Source organism: Catenibacterium mitsuokai (assembly GCF_025148785.1).
In the GTDB taxonomy this organism is placed as follows: Bacteria; Bacillota_I; Bacilli_A; order Erysipelotrichales; family Coprobacillaceae; genus Catenibacterium; species Catenibacterium mitsuoka.
This window is the reverse complement of the sequence record NZ_CP102271.1, coordinates 2,189,054-2,214,139: the sequence shown is the minus strand read 5'-3', so window position 1 is coordinate 2,214,139 and position 25,086 is coordinate 2,189,054. Positions and strand designations below refer to the sequence as shown.

Below are 25,086 nucleotides of genomic sequence, written 5' to 3'. Positions count from 1 at the left end.
GAATATACGAAAAAGAGCTGTAACGCTCAAGGTAGTAGTAAATACTATCTATTCGTTACAGCCTCTTTTTTTGCGTATTGATGATAAGTGTAGAGAACTTCTATTGTGATATAGTGTGATAATATTTCTTGATATGTGATAGATATATCTAATTCATTGATCAAATCATCTATAGATGCTTGATAGAGGAATATGTCTAGTTCTGGAAGAATAAGCTTTAGGATAGACACAATTTCTATAGCTGTTAAAGAACTAAAGAAATTGATATATTCCTTTTCTGTTAGGATATCCTGTTCTAAGAAATCTATAAGATCATAGATACTTAATTGTTTTAATAATGTGATATCTCTAGAATGTTCAAATTGATTGAGAATCTCATAGAAGTCAGCACCTTTATGACTAAAAGCTATTTGATTACTATCCTGTGGATAAATGATAGGAATGTTGTCGAAGGCTGAAATAATATTTTCTTTGAATAAATCAATCATAGGATAATTAAGTGAATCAAGGATAGCACCTATATTATTTACTTCTCTTTTATCGTGAATAATTAAACCAGGAGACTGATAAATAGAAATATGGGCAATACATTGATGAACCACTAGTTCAAAGAAGTTGATCTGTAAGTCATATACAGATGTCTTAATAGTCTTTTCATAATCTTCAATAAATGATTCTAAATCATCAAAGAGACTGCAGAAATAGTTTTCTTCACTTAATCTCTTTAAATAGTAAAGCACAAGATCAGTTCCTCTTAAATGATACATATCATGATAGAGGGGGATTCCATCTATAAGAGGATAATCCAAATCTACAGAAATATCACAATAATGAAATAATGCATCCTCACCTGTTACGGATTGAATAAAGAAAGGAATCTGTCTCTTCAAAACATTCAGATACTTTTCATTGTTGATGGGAAGTATTTGAATACTTTTATAAATTCTTTGTATTTCTTTGATATCTGATTGTATGGATTGAATACCTTCTTCTAATGTTTCTCCATGTTCTAAAATATAATCTACAGTATCTAGAATATGCTGGAAGTCCTCTAAGCTGATTGATGTACTCTTGTTATGGTTATAGCGGCTTACAAGTTTTTTGATTAGAAAAGAATCATAATTCTTTTCTGTATCTAATAGTGTCAGTTCGATAAGTTCCACCTTCTTTCAATAATATTTCTATGACACGATGAACTGATTGATATTCGTAAAGCATATTTCTAATATGCTCATCACTGGTAGTACTGTTCATCTTACTTCTGATGATATAAAACATTGAGATGATATTTTTTAGATGAGTAAGAGAAGGATAGCTAAGAAAAGGTTCAGTTATAATAATAACTTTATCTGGATCAGTTTCTATCCAATGTAGACTCCTACATACCTTAATTAGATGTTCAGTAAGAATCATTTTTTCTTTTTTGCTCAATGTACGATGTTTAATAATTTGATTCATAGGCACCTCCTGCTATTCTTAATATCATATATTCTGAAAAAGAACAAGAATTGAAAAAATGCCGAAAATATGGTAATATAAGGGCAGAAAAAAAGTCATACACATTGTGTATGACTCATTTTTTTATCCGTTTAATGTATAGCCTTGTGAGTAATAAATAACAACAGGCATACCAGTCGTAATTGTATTATACATAGTTCCTGCAAAACCTACAGGTAAGTTAACACAACCATGAGAACCACCATTGACATAAAGGTTACCACCGAATTTATTTCTCCAGTTTGCATCATGGAATCCAATACCTCTATTGAATGGCATCCAATAACTTACAGGAGATTCATAAGGGTACTTACCAGTTACAGGATCCTTAGTACCTCTTAATACTCTATTACGTTCTTTAGAATAAACATAATATGTACCAGCAGGAGTATAACGATCACGTGTCATCTTACCTGATACACAATCAGATTGAAGTACACACTGACCATTTTTATAAATCCATAAATGCTGACGTGATAAATCTACTTCAATATAGTTTCCACCAAGACCATTATTCTCAGTAGATACTTCTTTTGCGCTATATACAGGTGCTCTTTTAACAGCCTTACCTGCACTTAATTCTTCTTTAATCTTTGCAATTTCTTCTGACTGGTTCATACGATATCCGTAATTACCACCACTTACACTTCTTGTACCAAGTCCAGTTGCATTAAATGTACGTGACTTACCAGCAGTATTTGCTTTTGAAGCAAGTGTATAAACGAAGCCTCTCATACGCTTATTCCAGATTTCATCATTATAGCTATATGTTCCATCTTCATTCTTCACAAGCCATGTTAACAACTTTTCATGATTTAAGACTTCTGTCTGATTACTAGGTAGTTCATAAGTAATAGAAGTCTTTAAATACTTATTCAATGTTGCTGCTTCATTCTTAACAGTTTCAGTTGTCTTATCAGGAGACTTATAAGCATCTTTTATTTTAGAAATGTTTAAGTTCTCTTTCTGAAGACTAATTGCTTTGTTTACTGCTTCATAAACAGTTTCTTTATTTAAAGTATGTCCAGGTTTTTCTTTCACTACAGTAAAAGTCTGATTTTCATACTTCAAACGAGCATCTGTAGGTGCTACCTGATTTTCATCCTTTAGCTGCTTCTTTTCATAAAGAACAGTCTTTAACTTCTTTTCATCATAAGAAGCCTTGGTCTGGATTGTTTTCTTATTCCCTTTATGGTTGAATAAGTAGTTCTTGAACCATGTAAATGAATCCTGTTTCTTTAATAATTCTTCTACCTGTCCATCAGGAACATAACTCATATCGATTTCATTCGCTGAAATAGTATCAGTTGATTTGTTTCTGAATGTCATTGTTAGAGTATAGTTCTTCTGATTTTCAGCAATCTTCTTTTCAGCATCCTTGGCACTTAACTTACCTACATTTACATTATTGATGTATGTAGACGGTAAGAAGCGATCGCGATAAGCTGTACCCATATGATTAATATAGAGGAATACTGATAATCCAAGAATTATCAAAATAGATACAATAATCGCGATAATTTTTCTTTTTTTCTGTGTATCTGTCATGTTATCTTTCTCTCCCTTATACTACTCTTCCTAATTCAATGATTATAACAAACATTTGTAAAAAGGTAAATCATGATTTGTGAAATGACTTAAAATTACACAACTTGTACAAAATAAGTTAGTTTCTACTAATTATTTTGTTGATTTCATAGTACTATATGATATTATAAATATAGTTAGTAGTAACTAACTTCTAGGAGGAAGAGAAATGAATAAACAATTGAAGAATTTATTATTGGCTGTTCCTGTTTCTTTTTCAATGCTTGTACCACAGACAATAAGCGTATTTGCAGACAATGTGCAAATGACAAGTACTGTAAAAGCAGAAACATCAACAACCTATGCTGTACGTTATCACATTGACGGTACAGACGAAGTGAAAGAAGTGAAAAAGACTTCAAAGACAGATAGTCAGTCTATCTACTTATATTCTAGACCATTCCAGGTGACTGATACGAAATCAAGACTTGATAAAGGCTATAAATGGATTGGATGGTCTACAAAGAAGGATGCTACAGAAGCGGAATATAAATTAGGGGATAAGGTTACACTTAAGAATGATTCACCAGTCATTGATCTCTATTCAGTCTATGCACCATTGGATCAGGCAAAGTTCAATGTGAAGGTTGTCTATCCAGATGGTACTGAGAGTGATGCATTCAGTGCAAGTGTCACATGTAAGAACTGGGATATCAAGCATCCAGAAAATGGCTATATGCATGAAAGCACAGTCAAGGAAGTTTATGAAGCAGCATTAAAGAGCGTCACTATCAAGGATGGCTATAAAGTTAAGGGATTCTCTTCTAATGGGAAGACAAAGGAACTTGATACAGTTGATGATACAAGAATAGACTTTACTACTGGCTATACATACTACATCGTTGTAGAGAAGGATGAAGTAGTAACTCCTGTGGAACCTGAAAAACCTACACCTGAAGAAAAGCCAAGCACGCCAGAAATCAAACCAGACATAAATGAACAGAAGCCTAGCACTCCAACTGTTAAACCAAATACTGATGATAAAAAAACAAATACATCAGTTGAAAAGACAGATACTACAAAGAAAGATAATTCAACTGTGAAAACAGGGGTTGAGGATTATGCTTTAGTTTATACTGTGCTTGCATTAGTAAGTTTATTAATGATAAAAAAATTAAATAAAGAGTTTTAAACGACTGTTGACTTGAGGAATGTTTAGTTCTTCAAGTCTTTTTTTATGAATATTACTACATTTCCTGCACTGTATGATATTAGAAAAAACATTGTATATATCGATGTTATTTTGATTGCTGATGGGAGTAGCTGTTAAACACATTAACAAGTCACTTTTTTTCATAGTTATTTAATATGTGTTATAATGGGGTCAAAGTGAGGTAATGCTATGAATATATACTATGAAGTACATGGAAATGGTTACCCGATCATCTTATTACATGGTAATCAGGAAAATAGAAAAATATATGATCAATTAGTTAAAGATCTAGAAAATGGCTATCAACTCATCGCAATGGATTCACGTTATCATGGAAAATCTATTAAGAGTGGTCCTTTAACACTAGATCGTATGGCTCAGGATGTGATGGATGTCGCAAATGAATTAGATCTAGAGGCTTATGATGTCATTGGTTTTAGTGATGGTGCGAATATTGCACTCACACTAGCAGGTAAAGATGAACGCTTAAAACATATGGTCCTTCTTTCACCTAATGCCACTCCAAAAGGTATTAAGTGGTATTATCGTCTCCATATGTATATGACATTACTCTTATTACCGATATTCTGTATCTATGATAAGAGATCTAGAATACGTTTTAAGCTCATCTCATTTATGACAAAGGAACCACATTTTACTGCAGACTATTTATCAGAACTCAAGATTCCAGCTTTATTACTATCTGGTGAAAATGATATCATCAAGGATTCTGATTTTACTTTTATTCAGTCATCATTGCCTTATTGTGTACATAAGGTCATTAAGAATTCACCACACTTCTTGCTGGGGGATCAGTACGATAAAACATTAAGAGAAATAAGGGGGTTTTTATATGCCTGTCATCACGAAGCATAATGTATTAGATATAAAGAATGTTGTATTTGGAGAAGGAACACCTAAGATTTGTCTTCCTATTGTAGATACAACGAAAGAAGGTATTATTGATACTTTAGATTCTTATAAGGATTTAGATTATGATGTAGTAGAAATTAGGCTTGATTTCTATGAAGGATTAAAAGAAGGACATTTAACAGATGTATTAGAAGAAATCAAGAAACATACAGATAAACTTGTATTAGGTACAATCCGTACTGTGAGTGAAGGAGGAGAAGGAGAACTTACTTCTCTAGAGTATATGCATTGTATTAAAGAAATCTGTGATGCTCATGTGGATCTAGTAGATATTGAGTTATCACAGGGATATGAATCTGTGATGGAGCTTGTTCAGTATGCTCATAAGAAGGGTGTTCATGTTATTATGAGTGAACATCATTTTGATGAAACACCATCAAGAGAAGATATGCAGGAAACACTAGAAAAGATGGAAATATTAGGGGCTGATTTACCTAAACTTGCTGTTATGCCAAAAAGTAAAGAAGACCTATTAACACTTTTAGAAGCCACTCTTCATTCAAGTCAGCGTTTGGGAAAACCTATTATTACTATGTCCATGGGTAAATTAGGACGCTTGTCACGTATGATGGGGGAATACTTTGGTTCATGTATGACCTTTGCGACAGCTAAGGATGCGAGTGCACCAGGACAGGTTCCTCTTGATGATTTAAAGAAAGTATTAGAGGTTCTACATGATTGATTTAGATCATGCGAAAAAGGCATTTGATAATTATGTCAATCGTTATGATCTCTCTATCCCACATATACATCTTAAATATGTGCATTCTTATAAAGTAATGGATGTTATGGGTGAACTATGTGATATGAAAGAAAAAACTGAAGAAAAAGACTTATGTCTATTAATCGGCCTATTACATGATATAGGCCGTTTTGAACAGTTTCGCTTATATCATTCTTTCCTAGATAGAGAAACAGTAGATCATGCAATGTATTCTTCTCATGTATTATTTGAAGAGGGGCTCATTAGAAAATTTATAGAAGAAGATACATATGACACAATTATTAAACATGCTATAGAACAGCATAATAAATACAAAGTAGAAGAAGGCTTTAGTGAAGAAGAACTCTTTTACATACATATGATTAGAGATGCAGATAAATTAGATCATTTTCGTGTTAAAGATGTAGAAAAGGATACAGTCTTACTAGGTGTGACTTATGAGGAAGCAGGAAAAGAATCTATAACGGATGAAGTCTATCAACAGTTCTGTAAACATCAACTTATTTATGCTCCTACAAGAAAAACACATCTAGATATGTGGATTTCTTATATCGCTTTTATATTTGATCTTTATTTTGATGAAAGTAAATCATATATTGAAAAAAATCACTATATTGAAAGAAGCTTTGATAAAATAAAAATAGAAGATCTAGAGATATTAAAAAAATATCGAGCATTAGAAAAATGCGCACTAGAGTATATTAAAGGAGGACATATATGAGTTTACCAAAGGATTTCCTATGGGGTGGTGCTTTAGCAGCTCACCAGTTTGAAGGTGGTGTATTAGACACTACTAAAGGCTTGAGTGTTGCTGATGTAATGACAGGCGGAAACGTATCAACACCACGTGTGATTACTGATGGAGTAAAGGAAGGATTATATTATCCAAACCATATCGGTATTGATTTCTATCATCATTACAAAGAAGATATCAAGTTATTCGCAGAAATGGGCTTTAAATGCTTTAGAACATCTATTGCCTGGACAAGAATCTTCCCATTAGGTGATGAAGAACAACCAGATGAAGAAGGTTTACAGTTCTATGATGATGTATTTGATGAATTATTAAAATATGGTATTGAACCAGTCATCACATTATCTCACTTTGAAATGCCTTATCATCTTGCCAAGGAATATGGCGGATTCATGAACAGAAAGACTATTGATTTCTTTGTAAAGTTCGCAGAAGTATGTTTCAAGAGATATAAAAATAAAGTTAAATACTGGATGACTTTCAATGAAATCAATAACCAGATGAACTATAAGAATGATATTTTCGGATGGACTAACAGTGGTGCTCATTTTGGAAACTATGATAATCCAGAAGAAGCGATGTATCAGTGTGGTCATTATGAATTAGTAGCCAGTGCAAAGGCTGTGAAGATTGGTCATGAAATCAATCCTAACTTCTTAATCGGTAATATGATTGCAATGGTTCCTATTTATCCATTCTCTTGCCGTCCAGCAGATATGGTATTATCTACTGAAATGATGCATCAGAGATGGTTCTTCTGTGATGTACAGTGCCGTGGTCATTATCCACGTTATGCCTTAAAGATGTTTGAAAACAAAGGCTTTAACTTAGATATCACTGAAGAAGATAAAGAAGCTTTAGCTGCAGGTACAGTAGATTATATCGGATTCTCTTATTACATGACTAATACTGTAGACTCTACAGCACATAAAGATGTTTCTAAGTCATTAGATGGTTCTAGTGAACATTCTGTGGCTAACCCATTTATTAAAGTGTCTGACTGGGGATGGGCTATTGATCCAGAAGGTTTACGTTATGCTTTGAATCAGATGTATGAAAGATATGAAAAACCATTATTTATTGTAGAAAATGGTTTTGGTGCGATTGATAAGAAGGAAGAAGATGGCAGCTGTCATGACCCATATCGTGTAGATTACTTAAGAGCGCATATTGAACAGATGAAGAAAGCTGTAGAAATTGATGGTGTAGACTTAATGGGTTATACACCATGGGGCTGCATTGACTGCGTCTCTTTCACAACAGGTGAAATGAAGAAGCGTTATGGATTTATTTATGTAGATCGTAATAACGATGGAAGCGGTACACTAGAAAGAAGCAAGAAAGATTCATTTGACTGGTATAAGAAAGTTGTTGCTAGCAACGGTGAAGATTTAGGTTAATTCGCTTTCAACATTGCGAAAAAAAGAAACCCATGAGAAATGCTTGACATTATGCTTGTGGGTTTTTATACTGTTTAAGGGTAAACATTCCTGATGTTTATCAATAATTAAAAAAACGTTGATAAATTCAACATTTTTTCATGTTAATAAATTATTGGTGAGATATTTTTTTATCTCAAGCAAATTAGTTGCATATGCAACCAAAGTAGACTAATATAGAAGTAGAAAAGAATCTATTAGGTAGTTATTCCTAATAGATTTTCTTATGAGGAGGGTAAATAACATGGAGGTAATCAAGAGAGATGGCTCAAAGGTAGCTTTTGATGGAAGTAAGATTGAAAATGCGATTTTAAAGGCTATGCGCTATGGCAGCGGTATTGTGAAACCTGAAATTGCATCTAAGATCTCACATGAAATTGAAGACTGGCATAAATCAAGTGGAGCAGCATCTATCAGTATTTATCGTATTGAAGGACAGGTTTTTGAAAAGTTAATTGAAAAGGGAGAAGTACTTACTGCCAAGGCTTATGAAGGCTATCGTAAAGTAAGAGAATTCCAGAGAGAAACGAATACAATTGATAATGCGATTTATGGTATTGTCAATCAAACTAATAAAGAAGCAATGGATGAAAACTCTAATAAAGATGCGACAGTCCTTGCGACTCAGAGAGACTTGATTGCTGGTGAATTCTCTAGAGACTATTGCCGCCGTTTGTTATTACCACCAAAGATTGTGCAGGCACATGATGATGGTATTATTCATTTCCATGATATGGATTACTATATCCAGAAGATGCATAACTGTGATCTAGTAAACTTAAAGGATATGTTTGCGAATGGTACAGTTATTAATGATAAATTGATTGAAACACCTAAGTCTTTACAGACAGCTTGTACTGTTGCAACTCAGATTGTTCAGCAGGTGGCTAATGGTCAGTATGGAGGACAGACAATCTCTATTTCTCATTTAGCACCTTATGTACGTGTATCATATAAGAAACACTTAAAGGCTGTAAGAAAAGAAGGTAAAGAAGTAGGTATTGATTATACTGAAGAACAGATTGAAAAGATTGCAAAGTCTCGTCTTCATGAAGAAATCAAAGCGGGTGTACAGACTATCCAGTATCAGATCAATACATTCTCTACCACAAATGGTCAGGCTCCATTCTTATCTATTTTCATGTATTTAAGAGAAGAGCCAGACTATATTGAAGAAACAGCTTTATTAATTGAAGAAATCTTAAAACAGAGATATATCGGTATGAAGAATCCTGTGGGTGCTTATGTCACTCCAGCATTCCCTAAATTACTTTATGTATTGGATGATAATAATGTGCCTGATGATTCACAGTATCGTTATTTAACAGATTTAGCGGTTAAATGTGTATCTAAGCGTATGATGCCTGATTTCATCAGCGCAAAGATCATGAGAGAAAACTATGAAGGACAAGTATTCCCTTGTATGGGATGTCGTTCATTCTTATCTCCATGGAAGAATGAAAAAGGTGAATATCAGTGGTATGGTCGTTTTAACCAGGGTGTAGTCACACTTAACTTAACTGATGTTGGTTTATCAGCTAATAAGAATATGGATTCATTCTGGAAGATTCTAGATGAACGTCTAGATTTATGTTATGAAGCATTGATGTTAAGACATGAAAGCTTAAAGGGTACTCCTTCAGATATTTCTCCAATTCATTGGCAGTATGGTGCCATCGCAAGATTAAAACCAGGAGAAAAGATTGATTCATTATTAGATACTTGTTATTCTACATTATCATTAGGTTATATTGGTTTATATGAATGTGTAGTGGCATTAATTGGTCAGTCTCATACTACTGAAGAAGGCGATGCATTAGCTCTTGAAATTATGCAGAAATTAAGAAATACATGCGATAAGTGGAAGAAGGATACAGGTTTAGGATTTGCCTTATATGGTACTCCTGCAGAATCAACTACTTATACATTAGCACGTGCATTAAAGAAGAGATTTGGAGTCGTGCCTGGTGTAACAGATAAAGACTATATTACTAATTCTTATCATGTCAATGTAAGAGAACATATTGACGCATTCTCTAAATTAGGCTTTGAAGCGAAGTTCCAGAAGATTTCTTCTGGAGGGGCTATTAGTTATGTAGAAGTGACTAATATGACAAATAACTTTGATGCCATGAAAGAATTAATTAACTATATGTATGAAACAATCCAGTATGCTGAAATCAATACTAAGTCTGACTATTGTCAGGAATGTGGTTTCTCTGGAGAAATCTTATTAGATGAAAATAATGAATGGTATTGTCCTAACTGTGGTAATAGAAACCATAAGACATTAAATGTATGTCGTAGAACTTGTGGTTATCTTGGTGATAACTTCTGGAATAAGGGACGTACACAGGAAATCAAAGAACGTTTTGTACATTTAGATAATAGAGTATATCAGGAAAATAACTAGGAAAGCCTTGTGTCATTAAGGGCTTAAGAGATAACCGTGATTGGTTATCTCTTTTTATTTAAAAAAGACTGTGAAATCACAGTCTTATTTGAGAAGAATCTTTCTTTTAGTAGAAGAAGGAATATTCAATTGTTGTCTATATTTGACAATGACTCGACGTGAACAATGTAATTCTAATTCTTCTAGTTTCTTTAGAATTTGATTATCCGAAAGTGGGTGCTCTTTATCTTCACTATCAACTAATTCAACAATAGCTTTTTTAATAGAATCGCTGCTATCTCCTGAAGCAGTTTGAGAAACAAGAAGTTGTTTAAGAGGATAAACCTCACCATTAAAGCTGTAGTACTTATTATTTAATGTACGTGAAATAGTAGATTCATGGAATCCTGTTTCATTTGCAAGCTGTGATAAGGTACATGGATATAATTCATCATCGTATAAGAAATAACCACTTTGGATATCAACTAAAGCATTTGCGACAAATAATACTGTTTGATTTCTCTTTGTGAGATTTTCAATTAAGAAATGTGCCTCATTAAAATATGATTTCATATTTTCATCATTCTTTACCTTCTCATAAAGAAGATCATTTACGATGAGTTCAGGTTGATTGATAGGGGTAATTATGATATTAGAATCTTCTACCTCTATTAAAACATCTGGTGAGATATAATCATCCTGGGATGAACTATACATATTACATGGGAATGGATTACAAGAACGTATTTCATAAAATAAATGGTCTATCTCTTCTTTTTTTAATCCTGTTTTCTGTTTAATAAGTGAATAGTTCTGAGTTAAGATAACATCTTGATAATCTCTAAATAGTGTATAGCTTTTTATTTTATTATTATTTTTTAGTTGAATCATAATTGAATCAATAGCATCAGCAGCTCCAACACCATTTGGTTCAAAAGAACGTAATATATCTAAATGAGCATCAAGCATTTCTCTATCTATATCTAAATCAGTGAGATATTGATCAATGGGGTAGGATAAGAACCCACTATCGTCTAATGATTCAATCAAATAATCCATCAAATCTTCATTATATGGACGAGTACATGCACTTAACTGTAAATAGAGATCATCTTTTAAAGAACGTTTATTAGAAATACTTTCAATAAACTGCTGAGTATCATAGTTTTTAGGTGATTTTAGTTCTAAAAAAGGATTGGTTTCTAATACTTGTTGAACAACTTTATTGATATCATCAATGTTGTCAGTAAGGAAATCTAACGATTTTAACAGTTTTTGATTTAATTTTAATGTTTGTTTCAATGTTTGAATATATTGCATTTTTTGTTTCATATTCATCACCCCTCACTATATTATATAGCAAAATTCGTGCCAATTAATGTATGGATATTTAATAGAAAAGTATAACGAATAACGATTGTTGCACACAAGTTTTATTAGTTTTATCATGAACGATGAGGTGATTTCATTGAAAGAAAAAATAATGTTGTTGATTAATGGAAGAATGGATCAAAATTCATATGATGAATGTCAATCCATCCAATTATCAAAAGAATTAAAACTAAGTAGAAATCAAGTGACTAGATTATTAAATGAACTATTTAATGACAAGAAACTTATTAAAATCAAAACAAGCCCTGTTTTATATCTTTCAAGAGGTTCTCTTGAAAGTAAGTATAAGAAGAAACTCTCATCAGATGAATACAAATCATTAGATGAATTGGAAGCTGAATTAAACAATCAGACAGAATTAAAGAACTTTGAAAAACTTATTGGGTCTAATGAAAGCATGTATCAGATTGTAGAGAAGATTAAGGCAACAGTATCTTACCCACCAGTAGGATTACCTATGTTGTTTTATGGACCAACTGGTACGGGTAAATCATTTATGGCTAAACTTACGTATGAATATTGTGTAGACACAGGCTTAATTGATGCATCTAAGAATTTTGTACAGGTGAACTGTTCAGAGTATGCCAATAACCCAGAACTACTCACAGCGAATCTGTTTGGCTATAAAAAAGGTGCTTTTACAGGTGCAGATAGTGATAACTTAGGTTTATTACATTTTGCGGATGGTGGAGTATTATTCTTAGACGAAGTGCATTGTTTAAATGCTGAATGTCAGGAAAAATTATTCCTTTATATGGACCAGGGAATCTATCACTTAGTAGGTGATAATAATAAGTGGTATAAATCTAAATGTAGAATTATATTTGCGACAACAGAAGTACCACAAAAAGCATTATTAAAAACATTCCTCAGACGTATTCCAGTTATTCTTACAATTCCATCTCTTGCACAAAGAGGAGAAAATGAAAAGCTAGAACTCATGTATAGCTTTTTGAAGAACGAAGAGAAGCGTGTTGGTAAAACAATTCTTATTTCATCTAACGTTTATGAGTTGTTACTGAATCACACATTTGTAGGTAATATTGGTGAACTGACTAATACTATTCAGGCAAGCTGTGTGAGTGCATTATATAAAAGTAATTCAGATACGTTAGAAATACATGCTTATGATTTACCTGACAGTATTAGAAATAGTATAGATGTTTCCTCTATGATTATGAAGAAGCATAAACTTGTGTCTCTTAACACACTTCTTCCTGTATCAGATCAGGGGATCATTAAAGATTTTTATCAATCATTAATTAATCTTAAAAGAGATCAGTCATTTGCAGTAAATGCACAGAATACTGTAGATAGATATTTTGAGAAGCTTATATTTAATGATAATCGTGCAGATTCAATTGATTATCTTACAAACTATCTCGAAAAGATATTTAATAATATCACTGAACATTACGGCTTTAGGACTTCACATAATGAGTTGATTGCACTTGCGACATATGTCTCAGAATTCTCTAAGAATACATATCTCACAAATAACTGGATCAATGAGAATTATGATGAAGTAAAAAACTTGAAGAAATATCTAAAACTTGAATTTCATCGTGAATATGAAATAGGACAGGAAGTTTCTCATTACTTAAAGAATAATATGAACCAGGATATTGATGAGTTTGTAGAATGTATTATCTGTATTTGTATGATTAAGTATTTTGCACATTCTGGTGAAGATCTCACAATTGCGGTTATTATTGCGCATGGTTATTCAACTGCAAGTTCTATTGCGGAAGCAGCCAATAGAATGTTGAATAGTTATATATTTGATGCGATTGATATGCCATTAGATGTGGATGTACAAACTATTAAAAGAAAGATTAATGATTACATTGCACATGTTGGTAATATCTCAAAACTTTATTTATTAGTTGATATGGGTTCTCTTGAAGAAATATATCAGGGATTAGATACAAGTAATGCAGATATTGCCTTAGTAAACAATATTAATACTAAATGTGCGTTAGAAATAGGACAGGGAATTAAACTCAATAAAACAGTGACTGAAGTAATTGATTCTATTCTTAAGGAAAACATCTATAAAACGCGTATAGAACTTAAGAAAAAGAAAGACCCTATTGTAATCTGTTCTTGTGCATCAGGAGTTGGTACAGCGAATAAGATCAAAGAAATCTTATTCAATTCTTTACCTGAAGATTCTAATTTAAAGATTATTACTTATGATTATCCTGCTTTAATACGTAAACAGGTCTATGATCAGTTAATGAATGATTATGAGGTTGTATGTGTCATTGGAACACTTGATCCAAATATTGAATCTATGAAATATATAGGTATACAGGAATTGATTATTAATGAGGGTCAGAATGCGATAGAAGTATATTTTGGAAAGTATATGACTCAAGCTCAGATGGAGGTATTCGAAAAGAATATCTTACGTAATTTCACATTATCCAATGTCATGAATAACTTAACTATATTAAATCCAGATAAACTACTAGAACATGTAGCGAAAGCAATTGATCATCTACAGAATATCTTACATAAGAGATTTAAGAATAGAACATGCTTTGGATTATATGTTCATATCTGTTGTCTTGTAGAAAGATTAGTTACAAGACAAGCTATTTCAAACTTTACTGATCAAGACTTTAAAGAAAAGCATCAAGAGTTTATAGATCAAGTAAATATCTCAATGAAAGAAGTTAAAACATACTACAATGTTGAGATTCCAGATGAAGAAATAGAATATATATACAACTATATTATTAATGATTAGTGTGCTATTAATTGGCACACTTTTTGCTTGTTTAAAAGTGGAAGTTAGTTGTACAGATTGAACGTAAGAATCTATAAACTGGCACAAAGCTTGCTTGAGTATAAGTGGAAGTTAGTTATGCAGATTAAGCGTAGTTAATTTATAAACTGGCATGAAGCTTGCTTGAGTATAAGTGGAAGTTAGTTATGCAGATTAAGCGTAAAGATCTGTAAACTGGCACGAAGCTTGCTTGAGTATAAGTGGAAGCTAGTTGTACAGATTAAGCGTAAAGATCTATAAACTGGCACAAAGCTTGCTTGAGTATAAGTGGAAGTTAGTTCTACAGATTGAACGTAATTGATCTACAAACTGGCACGAAGCTTGCTTGGGTATAAGTGGAAGTTAGTTCTACGAATTAAGCGTAAAGATCTACAAACTAGCTCAAAGCTTGCATGAACTAAAACGAAAAGAAAGGAGTGCAGAGAATATGGCAAAAATCATACTTGCATCACACGGAGGATTATCTAAAGGGATGAAAGATTCAGTTTCTATGATTGTTGGAGATTTAGCTAAGGATATAGAAACATATAGCTTGCTTCCTGGACAAAATCCTGAAGACTTTTATCAAGAAGTTTTGAAAGAAGCAAAAGAGAGTGATGAACAAATCTTAATCTTGTGTGATATCAAAGGTGGAAGTGTTCACACAGCTTTATCTAAACTTGCAGTATTAGATAATGTAATGGTCTTCTCAGGAATGAACATGGGATTAGTATTAGATGCAGTAATGAAAGGCTTGAACGGAAAACTTGAATTAGCAGAAGCGAACGATTTAATCGAAGCAGCTAAAGATGGAATGACTGTTATGAATGGAATAACAAGCGAAGATGATGAAGATTTCTAATAGGAGGAGAAGAAAATGATTAAATTATTAAGAGTGGATCACAGATTGTTACATGGTCAAGTTGCTTTTTCTTGGAAAAATGCAGTTGAAGCAGATTGTATCTTAATTGCGTGCGATGCAGTTATGAAAGATGATTTAAGAAAAACTTCAATCAAGATGGCAAAACCAAGTGGTGTTAAATTAGTTATCAAAAGTATGGATGATGCAGTAAAAGCAATCAACAGTGGTGTTACAGATAAATATAAATTATTAACTGTAGTTGAATCTATTAAGGATGCTGAAAGATTGTGTAAAGAATGCAACATCAAAAAGTTAAATCTTGGTGGTACTAAGGCAACTGCTGAAACTCGTAATATTTCAAAAGCAATGAATATTACACCAGCAGAAGAAACAATTTTAAAAGGATTATGTGAATCAGGTGTGGATGTAACAATTCAGATGGTTCCAGAAGATAATCCGGTAAATGTAGAAAAAGTTTTATAGGAGGAGAAATATGTTACTACAAGCAATTTTACTTGGCTTGGTAGCAATGCTTGGAAATGCTGAGTATTTGTTCGGTACAAGTTTGTTGTCAAGACCATTGGTTATGGGTACTTTAACAGGTATTGTACTTGGTGATGTACAAACAGGTGTTACTTTAGGTGCAACATTAGAATTAGCATTTATGGGAGCTTTCTCAATCGGTGCTAGTATTCCACCTGAAATGATTTCAGGAACTGTATTAGGAACAGCTTTCACAATTACAACAGGAGCTGGACCAGAAACTGCATTAACTGTAGGTTTACCAGTTGCTTCATTAGTATTAATTGCAAAGAACATTGGAATGGTATTCATCTTACCTCCATTTGTTCATAAAGCAGATAAATATGCAGCTGAAGGAAATATGGCTGGAGTTGCTAGAATGCACTTATTAGGTGGATTCTTCGGTGTTAACTTAATTATCGGTGTGATTGTAGCATGTGGTTACTATGCTGGTGGACCAGCTGTACAGGCTTTATTAAATGTCATTCCTAAATGGATTTCAAATGGTTTACAGATCACAATGGGCTTATTACCTGCAATTGGGTTCGGCTTATTATTAATGATGATTATGGACAAAGAAGTTGCATGTTTCTTCTTCTTAGGATTCGCATTAAGCGTTTACTTAAAGATTCCAGTAACAGCAATCGCAATTTTTGGAGCTATCATTGCTATTGTATTAACTCAGTTACGTAGTAATTCAGCTCAAACAGCAACAGAAGGAGGAGTAGATGAAGATGACGACTTCTAATAAATTAACTAAAAAAGAGTTAAATCAAGTATTCTGGCGTTCATTCGGTTTGGAATGGTCTTGGAACTATGAAAGACAGATGAATATGTCATACTGCTATAGTATGTTACCAGTTATCAAAAAGTTATATCCAAATAAAGAAGATCAAGTTGCAGCTATGAAACGTCACTTGGAATTCTTCAATACAACTCCACAATTGGCAACATTAATCTTAGGTATTAGTGCTGCTATGGAAGAAAGTAACGCAAATGATCCTGAATTTGATACAGAAAGTATCAACAATGTAAAGGTTTCATTAATGGGACCTTTAGCAGGTATTGGTGATTCATTCATCTGGGGGACACTACGTATTATCGCTACTGGTGTTGGTTTATCTCTAGCAAATCAAGGAAATATCTTAGGACCTATCTTATTCTTATTAATCTTCAACCTTCCAGCTCAGGGATTACGTTATTATTTAATGAATGCTGGTTATAAATTAGGAAGTGGATTCTTGGCTAAGATCCAGCAGAATGGATTGATGTCAAAACTTACTTATGCAGCGAGTGTTTTAGGATTGATGGTTGTTGGTGGTATGACTGCTGAAAACGTATCAATCAGTTTCCCATTGAAGTTTGGTTCTGGTAATGAAGCAACTACATTAAATTCTGTATTCAATAATATCATGCCTGGTTTAATGCCATTATTATTCACATTACTAGTTTATTACTTATTGAAAAAGAAAAATGTTAAGACAACTACATTGTTGTTAATCTGTGTTGTGATCGGATTGGTCGGAGCATTCTTTGGTATCTTAGGTTGTTAATAAATTTTAAAAAAACGGAGGAAAAGAAAATGGAAATGATTAAATTTAATGAACAGGAAAAAATCGATAGCGTAAATGGCGCATTAGCTTTACGTCCTCAGATCAACGAAATCGTTGATGAAATCTGCGAACATGGATATTCAAACATCTGCTGGTTAGGTGTTGGTGGTACTTGGGCAAGTGCTATGCAGGCTACAGTACACATGAAAGAAATGAGTGCTATTGAAACTTGGGCAGAAAATGCTGCTGAATACTTAACTACAGGAAACAAACGTATTACTAAAGATACAGTTGTTATTATCTCATCTGTATCTGGAAACACTAAAGAAGTAGTTGATGCTATCAAAAAAATTAAAAATGAAGTTGGTGCTACAGTTATCTCATTTGTTGATGCTAAAGAAGCTATCTTATTAGATTTAGGAGACTACAAGATCTCTTATCCAATGAACGAACAGTTAAAGTTCTTCATGGTTGCTGACCGTTTCATGTTCAACAATGGTGAATTCGAAGACTACGATGATATGTATGCTGAATTTGATAAATACTTAGCAGAAGATTTAGTAGAAGTTGAAAAGAAAGCTGAACCATTCGCTATTGAATTCGCTAAAAAACACTGGAATGATGAAATGCACTACTTTGTAGGTGCTGGAAATCAGTGGGGTGCTACTTACTCATATGCAATGTGCTATTGGGAAGAACAGTTATGGTTAAAAACTAAATCAATCACATCAAATGAATTCTTCCATGGTATGTTTGAAATCGTAACTAAAGAAACTCCAGTTACAATCTATATTGGTGAAGATGCTCAGCGTCCATTATCTGAACGTGTAGCTAACTTTATTCCAAGAATTTGTGCAAACTACACAATCATTGACACTAAAGATTACGAATTAAAGGGAATTAGTGAAAAATATCGTAAACACTTATCTCATCACGTAATGCATGCTGTAAACAACAGAATCGACGTTCACATGGAAATCGAAACTCGTCACCCTATGGAAATCCGTCGTTACTACAGAAGATTAGAATACTAAAATATAAAGGGTGGATTTATTCCACCTTTTATGCCTTAATTGGGGGTATATTATGAAAAAACTAACAATGCTTGATTATGTTAAAGAAACACCAGACGTATTAAGAACAAATATTGAACAGTATACTACACTAGTTGATCCATTGATGAAGGAAGTGCAACAAAAAGAAATCAAACGTATTTTACTTGTTGCTTCTGGATCAAGTCATAATGCTTGTTATTGTGCTAGAAGTTTTGTGGAAAAAGTAAGTGGTTTAGAAGTTAGAATCATTACTCCATATACATTTACGTACTATGAAAATGATATTAAAGAGAACGATTTAGTTTTAGTAGTTACACAGAGTGGTTTAAGTACAAATGCAATCGAAGCATTAAAAATCATTAAGAAAAAAGAATGTAAAGCTATTTGCTTAACAGGAAATAAAAACAGCGATGTAAAAGATGTTGCGGATGTTGTGATTGAATATGGTGTGGGCGAAGAATTAGTTGGTTATGTCACAAAAGGTGTTTCTTCACTTGCGTTATTCTTAGATTTATTCGCAATTGCATATTCTGGAAAGACTGAATATTTGGATGAATTAAAAAAAGCAGCTGATTTAAATGAAGAAATGATTGATCAGGCTACAAACTTTATTCAGCGACATTATAAGAATTTCACATCTATGTCCTGGGTTTATAGTTGTGGGGCTGGTGCTAATTATGGAACAGCACTTGAAAGTGCATTAAAAATGGGTGAAACCATTCATATTCCAAGCTGCTGCTATGAAATTGAAGAGTATATCCATGGACCAAACCTTCAATTAACGCCACAATACAATGTGATTTTCTTTGATGGAAACGATGGTGCAAGTCGACGCGTAGAACAAGTATATAAGGCTACGCGAAAAGTCAGCAATCGAGCTTATTTAATTTCAAACAATCCTCAATTATCAAGTGATGATCATGTTTTAAGTTTGAGTGATACTGTATCAAGCGAATTATGTCCACTTGTATATCTACCATTTGTACAATTATTAAGCTTTATTGTTTCAAATGACTTACACTCTATTTATCAACATCCATTATTAAAAGAATTTAAGGCTATCGCTGCTGCAAAAACGGAGAATTTTGTGAATTATGATGGAGACGATTAAAACTGTTATTTTTGATATGGATGGTGTGATCTTTGACAGTGAAACCATGTATATAAATGATTTGATAAGATTTTTTAAACAGCATGATATAGAAATACAAGTAAGTGATTGTATTCCTCTCATTGGTATTGATAATAAATTATATTATGAACAAGCATATGCAATGTGGAATGAAAAAACTGATTTCATGACATTTAAAAATATGCTTCAAGAATATTTTCGTTCATTTGAATGTGATTATAAAGCAGTAGTTAGACCGCAGATCTATCCCGTTTTAGAACACTTAAGTAAACATTATAAAATAGCGTTAGCGTCCTCTTCTAGTTTATCTACTATTAATACTGCATTAAATCAGGCTGGTTTAAGAAAGTATTTCTCACTTATAGTAAGTGGTGATCAATTCAAAGAAAGTAAACCAAATCCAGAAATATATTCACATACAATCAAAGAATTGAATGTGAATAAAGATGAAGCTATTATTATTGAGGATTCATCTAAAGGAATATTAGCTGCAAATAGAGCTGGTATTAAGGTATTGGCTTTAAAAGATGATAAGTTTGGCTTAGATCAGAGCCAGGCAGATATAATTATTAATGAATTAAATGATATTATAAAGTTGATTGAGAAAGGGGCATAAAAGTATGAATGCTATGTTAATTGTCGCTATAGTGATTGCTATTATTGGTACTATTCCAGTAATCATCAGAAAGAAACTCCTAAAAAATTATTTAACATTACTCCATAACAATGATATTAAGGCAATAAAAGACTTAATGGCAACTCAACTAGCTAAGATATGTATTCCTCCATTTAATAGGGAATATTTACTTTTAAATGCTTATCTAAAAGTAAATGATAACAAACAAATAGATACTCAAGTAAACAATATAATGGATCATGTTCCTATGAATTCTAAGCAGAAGTCTGCTCTTGCAAAATCAGTATTCTATATATATGTAGATAAGAAGAATGCATCTATGATTGATCGTTTGTTGGAAATGGTTAGCACGACAAATGATCATGCCCTATATAGACAGATGGATATGGTTAATGATACTTTGATTAGTGGTGGAATTAAGTATTATGACGAATTAAAATCTGATCTAGAAGATGAAGAATATACTAAAAACAATGAGGATACTCCCTATCTTGAATTCTTATTATCAGTTATCTACAAGAATATGGGTAATGAATCAAAGAGTAAGGAATATAAGAGTAAAGCTTTAGAAGACAGTAAAGGAACTATATATGAATCTTTAATTCATTCTCAAAACTAATTGGATGATTGAAAAGATTCCTTACCGTAAAGACAGCCTAATAGGTTGTCTTTTTTTTCGTAGTATTAGGTACAATTGGATTCATATTATGTTGTAGTTTATAGAATATTTAACTTCCGCAACCGCCAGTTGACATATTTACAGCCTGAATTGGTAGAAGGAAATTAGCATAATTGGTATATTTGGTATGTAAGGAGGAGAAGAATATGATTCTTGCTGATAAGATTATAGAAGAAAGAAAAAAGAATGGCTGGTCACAGGAAGAACTTGCAAGTAAGTTAGGTGTCTCTAGACAAGCTGTTTCTAAATGGGAGAGTTCAGGATCTATACCAGACCTACAAAGAATACTTCAGATGTCTGAACTATTTGGTGTGACTACTGATTATTTACTAAAGGATGAAATAGAAGAAGAACGACAGAATGAATATGTTGAAACAAAAACAATCAAGGTAAGTATGGAAGAAGCCAATCGATATCTTGATATGAAGAGTAGAGGTTCAAGAATAGTCGCGAATGCGACGAGTTTATGTATATTAAGCCCTGTACCCCTTATAGTATTAGGTACAATGACAGAAGATCATACACTTGTAGGTTTTAGTTTAGTATTTCTTCTTATACTAGTCGCAATAGCTGTTTATCTATTTGTGAATTATGGATTACATGAGTCGCATATGCAGCATCTAGAAAAAGAAAGCTTTGAAACAGAATATGGTGTATCAGGTATGGTACGTGAAAGAAGAAAACTATATGAACCTACTTTCACAAGAAATATTGCGATAGGAGTTGTACTTTGTATTCTTTCTGTCATTCCTACTATTATGGCAGGTGTGATGGAAACAGATGATAGTACAAGCGGTATATCTGTAGGTCTATTACTTATTATTGTTTCTATTGGCGTTAATATTCTTATTCGGTCAGGTATGATCAAGTCTAGCTATGATACTCTATTGCAGGAAGGGGAATATACAATAGAAGAGAAACATTTGAAAAAGAAGACAAATTCTTTTTCAGGTGCTTATTGGTGTTTGATAGTCGCAATATATCTTGGATGGAGTTTCTGGACAAATAACTGGAAGTTTACATGGATTATATGGCCAGTGGCTGGAGTATTATATGCAGCAGTACTTGGTATGGTGAAAATGACTATAGAAGGTAGAGAGAAGTAGTTCATTCTTAAAATAATTATTAGAAAAGTGATAGTTTACAAGTTTTCTTGTGAACTATTTTTTTCTCATTGTATAATGAATATACAAAACATTTGACATTAAACCAGGGTTTAATGTTACCTTAATAAAGGTGGTGATTGTATGGAAACAAAGGAAATACTAGAAAAAGTAAAAACAGGAGAACTATCTGTAGAAGAAGCCGAACAATTCTTTAAGAAATCCGCTTTTGAAGAATTAGGCTATGCGAAATTAGATACAAATAGAGAAATACGTTCAGGTTTCCAGGAAGTGATTTATTGCCAGGGAAAAGCAGATGATCACTTAGTTGGTATTGTGAGAAGACTTTATGAGGTGCAGGGAGAAGTTTTTGGGACTAGAGCCTCAATACATCAATATGAACTTTTAAGGGATGAATTTCCTGAACTAGAATATGATCCATTATCACATATTATTAAGATAGAAAAAGAAAAGGAACATAAAGGAAAGATTGTTGTATGTAGTGCTGGTACAGCAGATCTTAATGTGGCTGAAGAAGCAGCACAGACAGCTGAATTTTTTGGGAGTCATGTAGAACGTTTGTATGATGTAGGTGTGAGTGGTATTCATCGCTTATTATCTAAATTAGATATCTTGCAATCAGCACGATGTATTATTGCGGTGGCAGGAATGGAAGGAGCTCTTGCAAGTGTGATAGGTGGTTTAGTAGACTGTCCTGTTATTGCAGTACCTACATCAGTGGGTTATGGAGCCAGCTTTCATGGTGTTAGTGCTTTACTTACAATGATTAATTCTTGTGCCAATGGTATTGCGGTAGTGAATATTGATAATGGCTATGGTGCAGGTTATATCGCAACACAGATTAATAGAACAGGAGAATCAAAATGAATCAATTATATTTAGAATGTTATTCTGGAATAAGTGGAGATATGTTTGTCGCAAGCTTACTTGATCTAGGGGCTTCAAAAGAAGTATTAGAAGAAGTTCTTTCATCATTACCTCTTACTGGTTTTAAAACTGAAATCACAAGAGTCAATAAATCAGGACTTGATGTCTGTGATTTTAATGTTATTTTGGATCATGATAATCATGATCACGATATGAACTACTTATATGGTGAACATACACATCATGAACATCACCATCATCATGAACATCGTCACTTGCATGATATTTTACATATCATTGATCATGCACAAATGACAGATCATGCTAAAGAATTGGCTAAAAAGATCTTCACTATTTTAGGTGAAGCAGAGGCAAAAGCCCATGGCACTTCTATTGAAGAAGTCTATTTTCATGAAGTGGGTGCTGTGGATTCTATTGTGGATATTATTTCTGCAGCGGTATGTTTTGATGATTTAGGGATTGATGAAGTCTATATCCCGGTTATTTATGAAGGAACAGGTACTGTGCATTGTGCTCATGGAACACTTCCTATCCCAGTTCCTGCAGTGAATAATATTGTATCGAGTCATCATTTACCTATTCATATTGATACTATTAAAGGTGAATTAGTGACTCCTACAGGCGCTGCCATTGCTGCGTCTATTGTGACATCCCGTACACTTCCTTCTACCTTCACAATTAAAAAGACAGGTATAGGGGCAGGTAAGCGTGCTTATGAAAGACCAAGCTTACTTCGTTCAATGTTGATTGAAACAACACCCAGGCACCAATAAGGTATGTAAGCTAGAAACAAATATTGATGATAGTACAGGAGAAGTATTAGGTCATGTGATGGAGTTATTAATGTCTCACGGTGCAAAAGACGTCCATTATATTCCTGTAATGATGAAAAAGAACAGACCTGCTTACTTACTCAACGTATTATGTGATGAAGAAAAAAGAAAAAAATTAGAAACAATCATCTTTAAAGAAACAAGCACTATCGGTATTAGACGTACTTACATGGAACGTACAGTTCTTCAAAGAACTTTTGAAACAATTTCTACTCCTCTTGGTGATGCTATATTTAAGGTAGTCAATATAGAAGGAAATATAAGAGCGTATCCTGAATATGAAAGTGCGAAGTTATTAAGTGAAAAACATAATTTATCTATTATTGATGTTTATCAGTTGCTGGAAAGGAGTTATTATGAATTTAGTCGCCATCATTGATCAGTATCTACATGAAGATGTTATGATTGCTTTTTCTGGTGGCGTAGACAGTACACTCTTATTAAAAATGGCAGTTGAAGCATCAAAGAAATATCATACGCATGTCTATGCTGTTACTATTCAAACAGCGCTTCATCCTGTGATGGAGGCAGATGAAGCCAAGCGAATAGCTGAAGAATTAGGGGCTATTCACAAAGTGATTCATGTAGATGAATTAGAAGGTGCAGGAATAGAGAATAATCCTGTAGATCGTTGTTATTTATGTAAGAAGTATATGTTTACTAAAGTGAAGGAACTTGCACATAGTTTAGGTATTTCTACTATTCTTGAAGGTACAAATGCCGATGATTTAAAACAATATCGTCCTGGTATCAAAGCAATCAAGGAATTAGGATTACATAGTCCACTCTTAGAGGCTAATATGACTAAAAAAGAAATTAGAGAATTGGCTGCTACTTATGGTTTAAAAGCGGCTAATAAGCCTTCTTCACCATGTCTTGCGACAAGATTTCCTTATCATACATTACTTAATTATGAGGAAATGCGTAAAGTAGAAAAGATTGAAGATTATCTTCATATATATGGTTTCTACAATGTACGTGCAAGAATACATAATGACTTAGTACGTTTAGAAATTGATCAGGATGCTTTTATGAAATGTATGGACTACCGTCAAGAGATTGTCTTATTTATTAAGGAATTAGGATATGACTATGTAACACTTGATCTAGAAGGATTTAGAAGCGGTAGTCAAGATATTAAACTGGAGGAAAAATAA

24 protein-coding genes are annotated in these 25,086 nt (G+C 33.0%); 20 read left to right on the top strand and 4 right to left on the bottom strand.

Annotation, left to right across the window (positions count from 1 at the left end; genetic code table 11):
- Positions 1-44 precede the first annotated feature (44 nt).
- The 3 genes from NQ499_RS11480 to NQ499_RS11470 all read right to left on the bottom strand — a co-directional run bounded on the left by NQ499_RS11480 (position 45) and on the right by NQ499_RS11470 (position 3,045).
- Positions 45-1,163: a DUF6179 domain-containing protein gene (locus NQ499_RS11480; protein ID WP_259848517.1), complete on the bottom strand. Its 1,119-nt coding sequence runs from the start codon at positions 1,161-1,163 to the stop codon at positions 45-47.
- On the bottom strand, positions 1,117-1,458 hold the full coding sequence (locus NQ499_RS11475; protein ID WP_006504564.1) for a hypothetical protein: 342 nt from the start codon (positions 1,456-1,458) through the stop codon (positions 1,117-1,119). The genes NQ499_RS11480 and NQ499_RS11475 overlap by 47 nt, the downstream gene beginning before the upstream one ends.
- A 123-nt stretch (positions 1,459-1,581) precedes the next feature.
- Positions 1,582-3,045, bottom strand: a complete 1,464-nt coding sequence (locus NQ499_RS11470) for a L,D-transpeptidase family protein (RefSeq protein WP_006504563.1) — start codon at positions 3,043-3,045, stop codon at positions 1,582-1,584.
- A gap of 208 nt (positions 3,046-3,253) precedes the next feature.
- Here NQ499_RS11470 and NQ499_RS11465 point away from each other — a divergent pair, with 208 nt between their 5' ends.
- The 6 genes from NQ499_RS11465 (at position 3,254) to nrdD (ending at position 10,500) form a co-directional block, all read left to right on the top strand.
- Positions 3,254-4,216: a hypothetical protein gene (locus NQ499_RS11465; RefSeq protein ID WP_006504562.1), complete on the top strand. Its 963-nt coding sequence runs from the start codon at positions 3,254-3,256 to the stop codon at positions 4,214-4,216.
- A gap of 210 nt (positions 4,217-4,426) precedes the next feature.
- On the top strand, positions 4,427-5,113 hold the full coding sequence (locus tag NQ499_RS11460; protein WP_006504561.1) for an alpha/beta fold hydrolase: 687 nt from the start codon (positions 4,427-4,429) through the stop codon (positions 5,111-5,113).
- A complete protein-coding gene (gene aroD / locus NQ499_RS11455) occupies positions 5,091-5,852 on the top strand; it encodes a type I 3-dehydroquinate dehydratase (RefSeq protein WP_006504560.1) in 762 nt (253 codons plus the stop codon). The genes NQ499_RS11460 and aroD overlap by 23 nt, the downstream gene beginning before the upstream one ends.
- On the top strand, positions 5,845-6,615 hold the full coding sequence (locus NQ499_RS11450) for an HD domain-containing protein (protein ID WP_006504559.1): 771 nt from the start codon (positions 5,845-5,847) through the stop codon (positions 6,613-6,615). The genes aroD and NQ499_RS11450 overlap by 8 nt, the downstream gene beginning before the upstream one ends.
- Positions 6,612-8,048 carry a 6-phospho-beta-glucosidase gene (locus NQ499_RS11445; RefSeq protein ID WP_006504558.1) on the top strand — a complete coding sequence of 479 codons (1,437 nt, stop codon included), beginning with the start codon at positions 6,612-6,614 and terminating at the stop codon, positions 8,046-8,048. The genes NQ499_RS11450 and NQ499_RS11445 overlap by 4 nt, the downstream gene beginning before the upstream one ends.
- A gap of 283 nt (positions 8,049-8,331) precedes the next feature.
- On the top strand, positions 8,332-10,500 hold the full coding sequence (gene nrdD / locus NQ499_RS11440) for an anaerobic ribonucleoside-triphosphate reductase (protein ID WP_006504557.1): 2,169 nt from the start codon (positions 8,332-8,334) through the stop codon (positions 10,498-10,500).
- Between the two features lie 84 nt (positions 10,501-10,584).
- Here the strand turns inward: nrdD and NQ499_RS11435 are convergent, their stop codons facing one another.
- Entirely contained in the window at positions 10,585-11,811 is a 1,227-nt protein-coding gene (locus tag NQ499_RS11435) for an RNA polymerase factor sigma-54 (RefSeq protein WP_006504556.1), read from the bottom strand.
- A 127-nt stretch (positions 11,812-11,938) separates the two neighbouring features.
- Here NQ499_RS11435 and NQ499_RS11430 point away from each other — a divergent pair, with 127 nt between their 5' ends.
- The 14 genes from NQ499_RS11430 to larE all read left to right on the top strand — a co-directional run bounded on the left by NQ499_RS11430 (position 11,939) and on the right by larE (position 25,086).
- The gene (locus tag NQ499_RS11430; RefSeq protein ID WP_407651063.1) at positions 11,939-14,626 is read left to right on the top strand and encodes a sigma 54-interacting transcriptional regulator; all 2,688 of its coding nucleotides are present in this window, start codon (positions 11,939-11,941) and stop codon (positions 14,624-14,626) included.
- Between the two features lie 466 nt (positions 14,627-15,092).
- Positions 15,093-15,506 carry a PTS sugar transporter subunit IIA gene (locus NQ499_RS11425; protein ID WP_040389577.1) on the top strand — a complete coding sequence of 138 codons (414 nt, stop codon included), beginning with the start codon at positions 15,093-15,095 and terminating at the stop codon, positions 15,504-15,506.
- A gap of 15 nt (positions 15,507-15,521) precedes the next feature.
- Positions 15,522-15,989 (top strand): PTS sugar transporter subunit IIB, encoded by a 468-nt coding sequence (locus tag NQ499_RS11420; protein WP_006504553.1) that lies wholly within the window; start codon positions 15,522-15,524, stop codon positions 15,987-15,989.
- 10 nt (positions 15,990-15,999) lie between these two features.
- Entirely contained in the window at positions 16,000-16,776 is a 777-nt protein-coding gene (locus NQ499_RS11415) for a PTS mannose/fructose/sorbose/N-acetylgalactosamine transporter subunit IIC (protein WP_006504552.1), read from the top strand.
- Entirely contained in the window at positions 16,757-17,581 is an 825-nt protein-coding gene (locus NQ499_RS11410; protein WP_006504551.1) for a PTS system mannose/fructose/sorbose family transporter subunit IID, read from the top strand. Before NQ499_RS11415 ends, NQ499_RS11410 begins: the two co-directional genes overlap by 20 nt.
- A 29-nt stretch (positions 17,582-17,610) precedes the next feature.
- Positions 17,611-18,615, top strand: coding sequence for an SIS domain-containing protein (locus tag NQ499_RS11405; RefSeq protein WP_006504550.1), 1,005 nt, complete (start codon positions 17,611-17,613; stop codon positions 18,613-18,615).
- 52 nt (positions 18,616-18,667) lie between these two features.
- Positions 18,668-19,747 carry an SIS domain-containing protein gene (locus NQ499_RS11400; RefSeq protein ID WP_006504549.1) on the top strand — a complete coding sequence of 360 codons (1,080 nt, stop codon included), beginning with the start codon at positions 18,668-18,670 and terminating at the stop codon, positions 19,745-19,747.
- A complete protein-coding gene (locus tag NQ499_RS11395; RefSeq protein WP_006504548.1) occupies positions 19,731-20,384 on the top strand; it encodes an HAD family hydrolase in 654 nt (217 codons plus the stop codon). The genes NQ499_RS11400 and NQ499_RS11395 overlap by 17 nt, the downstream gene beginning before the upstream one ends.
- A 4-nt stretch (positions 20,385-20,388) precedes the next feature.
- Positions 20,389-21,024 carry a hypothetical protein gene (locus NQ499_RS11390; protein WP_006504547.1) on the top strand — a complete coding sequence of 212 codons (636 nt, stop codon included), beginning with the start codon at positions 20,389-20,391 and terminating at the stop codon, positions 21,022-21,024.
- Between the two features lie 206 nt (positions 21,025-21,230).
- Positions 21,231-22,190 carry a helix-turn-helix domain-containing protein gene (locus NQ499_RS11385; RefSeq protein ID WP_006504546.1) on the top strand — a complete coding sequence of 320 codons (960 nt, stop codon included), beginning with the start codon at positions 21,231-21,233 and terminating at the stop codon, positions 22,188-22,190.
- Positions 22,191-22,331: 141 nt separating this feature from the next.
- Complete coding sequence (larB, locus tag NQ499_RS11380) at positions 22,332-23,075, top strand: nickel pincer cofactor biosynthesis protein LarB (protein ID WP_006504545.1); 744 nt, start codon at positions 22,332-22,334, stop codon at positions 23,073-23,075.
- Positions 23,072-23,869 (top strand): nickel pincer cofactor biosynthesis protein LarC, encoded by a 798-nt coding sequence (gene larC / locus NQ499_RS11375; protein ID WP_006504544.1) that lies wholly within the window; start codon positions 23,072-23,074, stop codon positions 23,867-23,869. The genes larB and larC overlap by 4 nt, the downstream gene beginning before the upstream one ends.
- Complete coding sequence (gene larC2, locus NQ499_RS11370; protein WP_006504543.1) at positions 23,844-24,308, top strand: nickel pincer cofactor biosynthesis protein LarC2; 465 nt, start codon at positions 23,844-23,846, stop codon at positions 24,306-24,308. The genes larC and larC2 overlap by 26 nt, the downstream gene beginning before the upstream one ends.
- The gene (larE, locus tag NQ499_RS11365) at positions 24,286-25,086 is read left to right on the top strand and encodes an ATP-dependent sacrificial sulfur transferase LarE (RefSeq protein WP_006504542.1); all 801 of its coding nucleotides are present in this window, start codon (positions 24,286-24,288) and stop codon (positions 25,084-25,086) included. Before larC2 ends, larE begins: the two co-directional genes overlap by 23 nt.